This is a genomic window from Kribbella sp. NPDC002412 (genome assembly GCF_053592935.1).
Genome location: NZ_JBSFBL010000031.1, coordinates 92,793 through 102,535 on the forward strand (window position 1 = coordinate 92,793; position 9,743 = coordinate 102,535).

The 9,743-nt window shown below is 68.4% G+C and carries 10 protein-coding genes, 2 tRNA genes and 1 pseudogene; 4 read left to right on the plus strand and 9 right to left on the minus strand.

Going from position 1 to position 9,743, the window contains the following annotated elements; translation table 11 throughout:
- Positions 1-8 precede the first annotated feature (8 nt).
- Positions 9-863, plus strand: a complete 855-nt coding sequence (locus ACWCOV_RS24315) for an SDR family oxidoreductase (protein ID WP_449831591.1) — start codon at positions 9-11, stop codon at positions 861-863.
- Between the two features lie 216 nt (positions 864-1,079).
- Here the strand turns inward: ACWCOV_RS24315 and ACWCOV_RS24320 are convergent, their stop codons facing one another.
- The 8 genes from ACWCOV_RS24320 to ACWCOV_RS24355 form a co-directional block, all read right to left on the minus strand.
- On the minus strand, positions 1,080-1,985 hold the full coding sequence (locus ACWCOV_RS24320; protein ID WP_449831592.1) for a hypothetical protein: 906 nt from the start codon (positions 1,983-1,985) through the stop codon (positions 1,080-1,082).
- Between the two features lie 114 nt (positions 1,986-2,099).
- The gene (locus tag ACWCOV_RS24325) at positions 2,100-3,704 is read right to left on the minus strand and encodes an alpha/beta hydrolase (RefSeq protein WP_449831593.1); all 1,605 of its coding nucleotides are present in this window, start codon (positions 3,702-3,704) and stop codon (positions 2,100-2,102) included.
- A 99-nt stretch (positions 3,705-3,803) separates the two neighbouring features.
- A complete protein-coding gene (gene clpX / locus ACWCOV_RS24330) occupies positions 3,804-5,099 on the minus strand; it encodes an ATP-dependent Clp protease ATP-binding subunit ClpX (RefSeq protein ID WP_396354463.1) in 1,296 nt (431 codons plus the stop codon).
- Between the two features lie 248 nt (positions 5,100-5,347).
- Positions 5,348-5,959 carry an ATP-dependent Clp protease proteolytic subunit gene (locus tag ACWCOV_RS24335; RefSeq protein ID WP_449831594.1) on the minus strand — a complete coding sequence of 204 codons (612 nt, stop codon included), beginning with the start codon at positions 5,957-5,959 and terminating at the stop codon, positions 5,348-5,350.
- A 31-nt stretch (positions 5,960-5,990) separates the two neighbouring features.
- Positions 5,991-6,614, minus strand: a complete 624-nt coding sequence (locus tag ACWCOV_RS24340) for a ClpP family protease (RefSeq protein ID WP_396354465.1) — start codon at positions 6,612-6,614, stop codon at positions 5,991-5,993.
- A 132-nt stretch (positions 6,615-6,746) separates the two neighbouring features.
- Complete coding sequence (locus tag ACWCOV_RS24345; protein WP_449831595.1) at positions 6,747-6,992, minus strand: hypothetical protein; 246 nt, start codon at positions 6,990-6,992, stop codon at positions 6,747-6,749.
- Positions 6,993-7,157: 165 nt separating this feature from the next.
- The gene (tig, locus tag ACWCOV_RS24350; RefSeq protein WP_449831596.1) at positions 7,158-8,552 is read right to left on the minus strand and encodes a trigger factor; all 1,395 of its coding nucleotides are present in this window, start codon (positions 8,550-8,552) and stop codon (positions 7,158-7,160) included.
- Positions 8,553-8,628: 76 nt separating this feature from the next.
- Positions 8,629-8,701: transfer RNA gene (locus ACWCOV_RS24355), tRNA-Pro, on the minus strand.
- Positions 8,702-8,786: 85 nt separating this feature from the next.
- Here ACWCOV_RS24355 and ACWCOV_RS24360 point away from each other — a divergent pair.
- Together ACWCOV_RS24360 and ACWCOV_RS24365 are read left to right on the plus strand one after the other, a co-directional pair.
- Positions 8,787-9,047 (plus strand): hypothetical protein, encoded by a 261-nt coding sequence (locus ACWCOV_RS24360; protein ID WP_449831598.1) that lies wholly within the window; start codon positions 8,787-8,789, stop codon positions 9,045-9,047.
- Positions 8,954-9,208, plus strand: a pseudogene (locus ACWCOV_RS24365) (formyltransferase family protein); the annotation flags it as partial. The gene ACWCOV_RS24360 and the pseudogene ACWCOV_RS24365, both read left to right, overlap by 94 nt.
- A gap of 94 nt (positions 9,209-9,302) precedes the next feature.
- On the opposite strand, the gene ACWCOV_RS24370 reads toward ACWCOV_RS24365, so the two are convergent.
- Positions 9,303-9,437 (minus strand): hypothetical protein, encoded by a 135-nt coding sequence (locus ACWCOV_RS24370; protein WP_449831599.1) that lies wholly within the window; start codon positions 9,435-9,437, stop codon positions 9,303-9,305.
- An 83-nt stretch (positions 9,438-9,520) separates the two neighbouring features.
- Between ACWCOV_RS24370 and ACWCOV_RS24375 the strand changes: the two genes are divergently transcribed.
- Positions 9,521-9,591: transfer RNA gene (locus tag ACWCOV_RS24375), tRNA-Gly, on the plus strand.
- Positions 9,592-9,743 lie beyond the last annotated feature (152 nt).

Below are 9,743 nucleotides of genomic sequence, written 5' to 3' on the forward strand. Positions count from 1 at the left end.
GAGAACGGATGAGCATCGTCGTCACCGCCGCCACCGGCCAGCTCGGCCACCTCGTCATCGACGAACTGCTGCAGCGCATCCCGGCCGACCAGGTCGTCGCCGCGGTGCGGAACGCCGAGAAGGCCGCCGGCATCGCGGCCCGTGGCGTCGAGATCCGGATCGCCGACTACAACGACCCCGCCAGTCTGGCCACGGCGTTCAAGGCCGGCGACACCGTGCTGCTCATCTCGAGCAGCGAGGTCGGCAGCCGGATCGCTCAGCACACCGCCGTGATCGACGCCGCGAAGGAAGCCGGCGTCGCCCGGATCGCCTACACCGGCGTTCTCGGCGGGCCCGAGGCGGATTTCGACCTGGCCGCCGACCACAAGGCGACCGAGCATGCGATCCTCGACTCCGGCCTGAGCTACACCTTCCTGCGCAACGGCTGGTACTCCGAGATCTACACCCAGCAGCTGCCGGTCCACCTCGAGCACGGTGTCGTCGGCGCCACGGGTGACGGCCGGATCGCGTCCGCGTCCCGGCGCGACTACGCTGCCGCGGCGGCCGCCGTACTGACCGGTGCGGGGCACGAGAAGAAGGCGTACGAGCTGAACGGCGACACGTCGTGGACGCTGGCCGAGTACGCCGCCGAGCTGTCCCGGCAGACCGGGAAGGACGTTGCCCACAACAACGTTCCGGGTGACGTGCTGCTCGGCATCCTGACCGGCGCCGGGGTCCCGGAGCCGATGGCCGGGATCCTGGTCGACGTCGACGCCGCGATCGAGCGCGGCCTGCTGGCCGGTCGCGGCAGCGACCTCAGCCGCCTGATCGGCCGCCCGACCACGCCGATCGCGGACACCATCGCCGCCGCCCTGAAGCAGTAGAAGCCGGCACGACGTACGGGCACCTGTCACCGTACGTCGTAGCACCGTCGAACGACCGGGCCCGAACCGACGGGGGCCGACTCGGGCCCGGTCAGCCGCCGAATCCCGAGCGACGGATGCGACCGGGTCCGAGCCCGGTCCGCCGGCCGCCAGCGCGTGCACGAGTTCATCGAACGGCTCCTGTACGACGACCTGCTCGAGCGCGCGTCCGGCGACTCAAACCGCTCGCGGCGGATGCCGGGCTGTCGCTGGCGCAGTTGTCGATCGCGTGGGTGCTGCAACAGCCCGGGATCTCGTCGGCGGCTCGCGTTTGGGGCCGCTCGCCGACTCGGCAGCGGCGTCCGGCGTCAAGCTCGACCCGGAACTGCTCGACGCCATCGCCGCGATCCTCGGCGACACCATCGAGAGAACGGCTTGAGCCTCCCCCGTCGCCATGGTCAATGCCTCCGGCAACGAGAACGCGGCAGGCGCCCAGGCCACCCCGTCGTTCAGCGAGGCGGCCGCTCCGGCGAGGTACGGCGTATCGCGAACGAGCAATCGGCCGTCCTCGGTCAGCTCCACCTCACCGCCGACGGCCGACTCGTAGGACCCGGGCAGCCTTCCGCCGACGGCCACCGAATCGGAAACCAGGAAGGATCGGTCCAGCCCTTTCGCCCGAACCATCGCCACGAACGTCTCGACCGGCAGGTGATGTCCGACGGCGATGAACCCGGCGGTCAGCCGGTCGTCGGCGAGCTGCGCCCAGAGATAGGTGGGATGCCGCGGCAACTGCGCGTGGGCCCCGTGTCCGAGATGCGTCGACAACCGCGCCCCGGCGTCCACCGCGGCACGAATCTGCGCTGTATCGGCGTGCGTATGCCCAATCAGCCCATCCCGCTGACACCGCTCGAACTCCTTGATGTCGGGCGGGCGGACGAAGGCAGCATCATGACAACCCCGCGGCCCGTCTTGACCTGAGATGCGCGGCCCTTCCAAATGCACAAACGGAATAGCCTCACGCACCTCCGCATACCGCCGCCGCGCCTCCCCCACAACCCCCCGCAACCCAACAACCACCTCGACGCTCAGATCGTCCCCCTTGAGATCAAACCCCCCAAACCCATTGACCTGGAGATCAACCAACCCCGACCCACCCACAGCACCTACTCATGTGGTTCCTGTCCACCGAGCACACCGACGACCAACTCGACGAGACGATCGCGGTCGCAGACTCAGTGTTCGCGTCCCTCTACGCCCCTACAGGCCAGGGCCCTGCAACAACCTCGCCTCGGCCGGAGCCGGGTCGAACGGCTTGCGGTCCTGCGTGCAGGTCGAGCCGTCGGCCGGTGACTTCAGCGTCGTGAGGTAGGTGGTGATCAGGTTGTCGGCACAGGTGCTCTTCCCGAGGACCGTGTGCCCGTAGCCCTCGACCGTGACCATGCTGGCGTTCCGGAACAGGTTGGCGTACGGACGAGTCGCCTCGTACGGCGTCGCCGGGTCGTACCGGGTGCCGATCACCATCACCGGCGTCTTCGTGCTGAGCTTCCACGGACCGAGGAAGGCGTCGTGGTCCCGCACGCCCAGGAACTCACAAGGCTGACCGATCCACAGCCGCATCCGGCCGAAGTGCGGTGCACGCTTGTCCGCGGCATCGGCGTACTGCGGATAAGCCAGCGGCCGACCCGACTGCCGAGCCTCGACGCACGGCTGCAACGCGGTGCCGATCGACGCGTACTCCTCCTTGCGCCGGTTCCACTCCACCAGCAACTCGGACGCCCGCTCGGGCGCGGACTTGGCCCGCGTCGTCTTCGAGGCAGCGGCGAGCTGGGCCAGCGACTCCGCCAGCGCCGGCCAGTCGGACGGGCTGTACATCGAGAAGAAGCTCGCCTGCACCGCCACCTGGTAGGTCACGGTGACGGTCGAGCCATCCGGCAGCGTCAGTACGACGGGCTGCTTCTTCAACCGCTCGAACATGCCGTCGGTCACGGCCTTCGGCTCGCCGAGCTTGGCCAGCGCACAACCGTTCGGAGCGGCCCTCTCGCACTCGGCGAGGAACTGCGCGAACGTCTCGGCCGCGCCCTCGCCCTGCTTGAGCCGGGCGCCGAGCGGCTGCCGGTCTCCGTTCGAGCCGGAGTACCACTCCGGGCTCAGCGTCCCGTCGAGCACGAAGGCGCGGATCTTGTTCGGGAACAGCCGCGCGTACGTCGCACCGAGATAGGTGCCGTAGGAGTACCCGACGTAGCTGAGCTTGTCGTCGCCGACCGCCTGCCGGAGCAGATCCATGTCCCGGGCAACGTTCGCGGTCGAGTAGTGCGCGAGGCGGTCCGGCGACGTCGTCCGGCAGCCGATCGCGAGCTTCAGGCTGAGGGCCGTGTACGTGCGCTCCTCCTCTGCCGTCACCGGGTACGCCGGCTGCCCGGCGAACGCAGCCGCCTCCTCAGCCTCTGTGGGGAAGCAGGTCACCGGTTCCGACTTGCCGACCCCACGCGGGTCGAACCCGAGAATGTCGAACCGCGCCCGCACCTCGGGCTGGTACGCGGCCTGCCCCATCTGCTGGACGAAGTCCACCCCGGACCCACCGGGACCACCCGGGTTGGTGAACAGGGTCCCGATCTTGCGCGCCGGATCGGTCGCCGGCAACCGGGTCAGCGCAATCGTCGTGGTCGGACCGTTGGGCCGGTCGTAGTCCGTCGGCACCTCGACGGACGCGCACTGAAAGGCCGGCAGCTCGGCGCCACAACTCCCCCAGGCGATCTTCGGTACGACGCTCTTCGGGGCGGCGACTGCTGTGGTGGTCGGCGCGATCAGCGCACCGACGGCGGCGGCAACGGACAGTCTTCGAAGGAATCTTGTCGGCTTCACGCAATCGACCGTATGCGGACCGTTACTACGGCTGCGTCCACCAACAGAAGGAGGCCGGGACTCCGCCGTACAGCGGACCCGGCCTCCTCGAGTCGAGACTCAGGCAGTCTTCTCGCGGCGCTCGCGCTTGCGCTCGATCTGGTCGCGCGGGATCAGCGTGGGGTTCACGTTCTCCAGCACGACCTCGCCGGTGACGACGACCTTGGCGACGTCCTCACGGCTGGGCACCTCGTACATCACGTTGAGGAGGACCTCTTCCATGATCGCCCGCAGACCGCGGGCGCCGGTGCCGCGCAGCAGCGCCTGGTCGGCGATCGCCTCGACCGCGTCGTCGGTGAACTCGAGCTCGACGCTGTCGATCTCGAACAGCCGCCGGTACTGCTTGACCAGCGCGTTCTTCGGCTCCGACAGGATCTTGATCAGGGCATCACGGTCCAGCGGCGACACCGTGGTGATCACCGGGAGCCGCCCGATGAACTCGGGGATCAGGCCGAACTTGAGCAGATCCTCCGGCATCACGTCGGCGTACCCGCCGAGCTCCTTCGGCTTCTCCGGCTCACGGGAGGTGTTGAAACCGAGAGTCTTCTTGCCGACCCGCTGCTCGACCATGTGGTCCAGGCCGGCGAACGCGCCGCCGACGATGAACAGCACGTTGGTGGTGTCGATCTGGATGAACTCCTGGTGCGGGTGCTTGCGGCCACCCTGCGGCGGCACCGAGGCTGTCGTCCCCTCCAGGATCTTCAGCAGCGCCTGCTGCACACCCTCGCCGGACACGTCCCGGGTGATCGACGGGTTCTCGCTCTTGCGAGCGATCTTGTCGACCTCGTCGATGTAGATGATCCCGGTCTCGGCCTTCTTGACGTCGTAGTCGGCCGCCTGGATCAGCTTCAGCAAGATGTTCTCGACATCCTCACCGACGTACCCCGCCTCGGTCAGCGCGGTGGCGTCGGCGATCGCGAACGGCACGTTCAGCATCCGGGCGAGCGTCTGCGCCAGGTAGGTCTTGCCGCAGCCCGTCGGGCCGATCAGCAGGATGTTCGACTTGGCCAGCTCGACGGCCTCGTCCTTCGCGTGCCGGCCGGCGCTCGAGCTGCCCTGGCCGTCGCGGACCCGCTTGTAGTGGTTGTACACCGCCACCGCGAGAGCCTTCTTGGCCACGTCCTGTCCGACGACGTAGGCGTTGAGGAAGTCGTAGATCTCCCGCGGCTTCGGCAGCTCGGTGAGGCCGACCTCGGAGCCCTCGTTCAGCTCTTCCTCGATGATCTCGTTGCAGAGATCGATGCACTCGTCGCAGATGTAGACGCCGGGACCGGCGATGAGCTTCTTGACCTGCTTCTGGCTCTTACCGCAGAACGAGCATTTCAGCAGGTCGCCGCCGTCACCTATGCGTGCCACCGGGACAGATCCCTTCTCTGAGCAGTCGAACCGTGGGCCAAGGGGGCGTAGGCCGCTGGGGCCGGGCGCCGTACGACGGCCCCAGATCCCGATTCGACGGTACCGCGCCGGAGGCCGAAACGCCGCGCCCGACGCCGCGTTGTGACTACGCCGGTGGCGAACGCGCCTCGCCCTTGACAAGGCGGCGTACCGCTCCGGCAGCCTCTGGTCAACCCCTGTGACAGCACCGTCGAACCGGGTCAGACCTGTCAGACGCCGGCCGGAACCGGGGTCTTCAGGGTCTGCAGGACGTCGTCGATCAGGCCGTACTCGATGGCCTGGTCGGCGGTCAGGAACTTGTCCCGCTCGATGTCGCGGGAGACCTCCTCCAGCGACTTGCCGCTGGCCTCGGAGATCATCTTCTCCAGCAGCGCGCGCAGCCGGAGAATCTCGTTCGCCTGGATCTCGATGTCACTCGACTGGCCGTAGGTGCCCTCGGTGGCCGGCTGGTGAATGATGATCCGGCTGTTCGGCAGCGCCAGCCGCTTGCCCGGCGTGCCGGCGGCGAGCAGCACGGCGGCGGCCGACGCGGCCTGGCCGAGGCACACCGTCTGGACGTCCGGCTTGATGTAGCGGACGGTGTCGTAGATCGCGGTCAGCGCCGTGAACGAACCACCCGGCGAGTTGATGTAGATGCTGATGTCACGGTCGGAGTCCATCGACTGCAGGCACAGCAGCTGCGCCATCACCGCGTTCGCGATCTCGTCGGTGATCGGCGTGCCGAGGAAGATGATGCGGTCCTCGAACAGCTTGGTGTAGGGGTCGATCCGGCGCATGCCGTACGACGTGCGCTCCTCCCACTGCGGGATGAAGTAGTTCATGGGTACGTCCTTTGACTGACGGAGTGGGAGATCAGGAGTTCGGGCTGCCGGTGCTGAGCTGGGCGGCGCTGGCGACCACGTGGTCGATGAAGCCGTACTCCTTGGCCTGCTCGGCGGTGAACCAGCGGTCCCGGTCGGCGTCGTTCTCGACCTGCTCGAGCGGCTGGCTGGTGTGCTCCGCGATCAGCCGGAACAGCTGCGCCTTGATGTGCAGCGACTGCTCGGCCTGGATCTTGATGTCACTGGCCGTACCGCCCATACCGCCGGACGGCTGGTGCATCATGATCCGCGCGTGCGGCAGCGCGAACCGCTTGTCCTTCGCACCGGCGCAGAGCAGGAACTGGCCCATCGAGGCGGCCAGGCCCATCCCGACGGTCGCGACGTCGTTGGAGATCCACTGCATGGTGTCGTAGATCGCCATGCCGGAGTCCACCGAGCCGCCCGGCGAGTTGATGTACAGCCAGATGTCCTTGTTGGGGTCCTCGGCGTTGAGGAGCAGCATCTGCGCGCAGATCGCGTTCGCGTTGTCGTCGCGAACCTCGGACCCCAGGAAGATGATCCGGTTCTGCAGCAGGCGCTGGTAGATGTGGTCGTCTAGTCCGCCGGATCCGTTGCCGCCCGCGGCGGTGGGGCTGGCTGCAAATGTCTCGTTCACGAAGCCGACATTACTGGGCGGCGGCGACAGACCTAAGGCTGGGCCCAAGGTGTTCGCTCACGGCGCACCGTGTCTGCCGTGAGCGAATTCCTCCGGCGGCATTCGGCGGGCGCCATGCGGCAGGCGACCCGCTCACCAGCCGCAGAGCGCCACCGCGTCCCGCTCGCCGCCGCCGAGCCGCTCACCAGGCGCTTGAGCGGTCGGCGGCTCGATGACGGGTACGTCGTACTGCTCGTCGGACCCGGATCCGGCCGGCTTGCGGCGCTCCCAGTGCGTCCGGACCCGGAGCCGGGGCGGGCGGCGCGTCGCCAGCAGGTGGAAACCGGACTGTCCCGGCAGCCACAGGCAAGGCTTGTCGGTCGGCAGGCTCGGTGTCATCAGGCGTTCCCCCAGAGCGGTTTGACGGTGCACCGGCAACGCTAGGGAACGCCACTTTCAGATCACTTTCAGCCGACTGACGCTGCTTACAGCCGGGGGGTTCGGCGCAGGCATGGCGACGGCCCGGATCCACCGGGGATCCGGGCCGTCGCGCCGTACTGCTGGTCAGGCCTTCGCCGGCTCCTCGGCCGGGGCCTCCGCAGCCTCGTCGGCCTGCTCGGCCGCGGGGTCGGCGTACGAGCCGTCCGGCTGCAGGGTCTTCAGCTCGACCACGTTGCCGGAGGCGTCGGTGACCTTCGCGTTCTCGACCAGGTGCGCGAGCGCCTTGCCGCGGACGACCTCGGACACCAGGCTCGGCACCAGGTTGTTCTCGACCGCGTGCTGGGCGAACTGGTCCGGGCTGACGCCGGAACGCTGCGCGTGCCGCACGATGTGCTCGGTCAGCTCCTGGTCGTTGACGCTCAGCTCCTGCTGCTCGGCCACCAGGTCCAGCACGAACTGGGCCTTGATCGCGTCCGCGGAGCGCTTCTTCAGGTCCTCGTCGAACTCCTCCTGGGACTGCTCCTCGCTCTCCAGGAACTGCTCGAACGTCATCCCGGAGTACCCGAGCTGCTGCTCCAGGTTCTCCTTCCGGGCGGCCAGCTCGTCGACCAGCAGGCCCTCGGGCACCGGCACCTCGACCAGGGTCAGGATCTTCTCGAGTACGGCGTCGCGCGCCTCGCCGGCCTGCTCGAGCCGCTTGCCGCGCTCCAGCCGGCCGCGGACGTCGGCCTTCAGCTCGTCGGCGGTGTCGAACTCGGACGCGGTCTGCGCGAACTCGTCGTCGAACTCCGGCAGCTCCTGCTCCTTGACCGCGGTCACGGTCACCGAGACGTCGACGTCCTCGCCCTTCAGCGCGCCGCCGACCAGCTGGGTGACGAAGGTCTTGCTCTCACCCGCGTTCAGCCCGATGACGGCCTCGTCGAGGCCGTCCAGCAGCTGGCCGCTGCCGACCTGGTACGACAGGCCGGTGGCCTGCGCCTCCTCGACCTTCTCGCCGTCCTTGCTGGCGGACAGGTCGATGGTGATGAAGTCCTTGTCCGCGACCGCCCGCTCGACCGGGTTCAGCGAGCCGAACCGCTGCCGCAGCGCCTCGATCTGCTCGTCGACCTCGTCGTCGGAGATCGCGATGTCCTCGACCTCGGCCTCCAGACCGTCCAGGTCCGGCAGCGTGATCTCGGGGCGCACCTCGACCTCGGCGGAGAACTGCAGGCTCTCCTTGTCGTTGAACTCGGTCACGTCGACCTCGGGCCGGCCGATCGCCTTGACCTTGTTCTCCTGCACCGCCTGCGAGTACAGCCTCGGCAGCGCGTCGTTGATCGCCTCCTCGAGCACCGGCCCGCGGCCGACCCGCTGGTCGATCACCTGCGGCGGCACCTTGCCCTTGCGGAAGCCGGGCACGGTGATCTGCTTCGCGATGCTCTGGTACGCCGCGTCGAGGCTCGGCTTGAGCTCCTCGAACGGCACCTCGACGATGAGCCGGACCTTCGTCGGGCTCATGGACTCGACGGTGCTCTTCACGGTGGCGGTTCTCCTTGATCGATGACTTCAACAGCACGGGGACAGCCCGCGCTGCAGGGGTGCTGCAGGGGGTTTGTCGGGGCGACAGGACTCGAACCTGCGGTCTCCTGCTCCCAAAGCAGGCGCGCTAGCCACTACGCTACGCCCCGCAGTGACCGCCCGAGTCTAGTCGACCCGACCCGGTGCACGCGAAATCACCCTCCCACACCCGGCTCGGAGGCCGTCATCCGCATCGTGAGCCTGCACGCCTCGCCGGCCGGATACCGGCTGGTGCCCGACCGGGCGGCTCGGCACGGCCACGAGCTCGCCCTGGTCGTCACACCGAGTGCGGACGACGCGATCCGCCGTTACGGGAGTGACCAGACACCGCTCGCGCTGCCACTGCCGGACCTGGGCCAGCCGTGCCTTGCGACGGATCAACTTGCCGTGTCCGCAGCTCCCGCGGTGGCCGCCGTCCAGCCGGACCTACTGATCTTGGCGACCTACCCCGGCTGATCCCGCCGGGCATCCCGCCGTACGGCGCTGTGAATCCGCACCCGTCCGCGCTGCCACGGGGCCGCGGACCGAACCCGCAGCGGCTGATCTATGCGGGTGACCATTCCGCGGGGGCCACGCTGCACCGTACGGCGCCGTCGTTCGACACCGGCGCAATCCTGTCCCGCGCGAGGTCCCCCTGCCCGAGCCGCCCGCACCCTCCGCGACCTGTGAGCCCGACACCTCGACTCCGTACTCGAGGAGGGTGTGTCACGGTTACTGGCCGGCGATCCCGGCGTACCTCAGGACAACTACTGCAACGTCGTACGGCGGCGCTGAACCTGGACGCCGTACGACGCGGAACCCGGAGCCCTGATCGCCTGGGAAGCCGACGACGTTGTCGTCGTCCAATCAGGAACCGCCCCCATCCGGCTACGCATCTGCTAACCGGTTTGCCAACCCCCGACCCCCATGTGGAATCATGTCCGAGCACCGCGGGTGTAGCTCAATGGTAGAGCCCCAGTCTTCCAAACTGGCTACGCGAGTTCGATTCTCGTCACCCGCTCAGAAGGCGAAAGGCCCCCAGCCACAGGGATTCTGAGGCTAGGGGCCTTCGTCATGCCGGGACCGGATTCGGGCGGCGTGCCCTCCACGTGCCCTAAGGGACCGGGACCAGCACCCCGGCGGCCCCATCCTCGTCACCCGGCGTGCCCTCAT

Coding starts and splice junctions, on each gene's coding strand:
- ACWCOV_RS24315 (WP_449831591.1), top strand. CDS start 9: ATGAGCATCGTCGTCACCGCCGCCACCGGCCAGCTCGGCCACCTCGTC.
- ACWCOV_RS24335 (WP_449831594.1), bottom strand. CDS start 5,959: ATGAACTACTTCATCCCGCAGTGGGAGGAGCGCACGTCGTACGGCATG.
- ACWCOV_RS24345 (WP_449831595.1), bottom strand. CDS start 6,992: ATGACACCGAGCCTGCCGACCGACAAGCCTTGCCTGTGGCTGCCGGGA.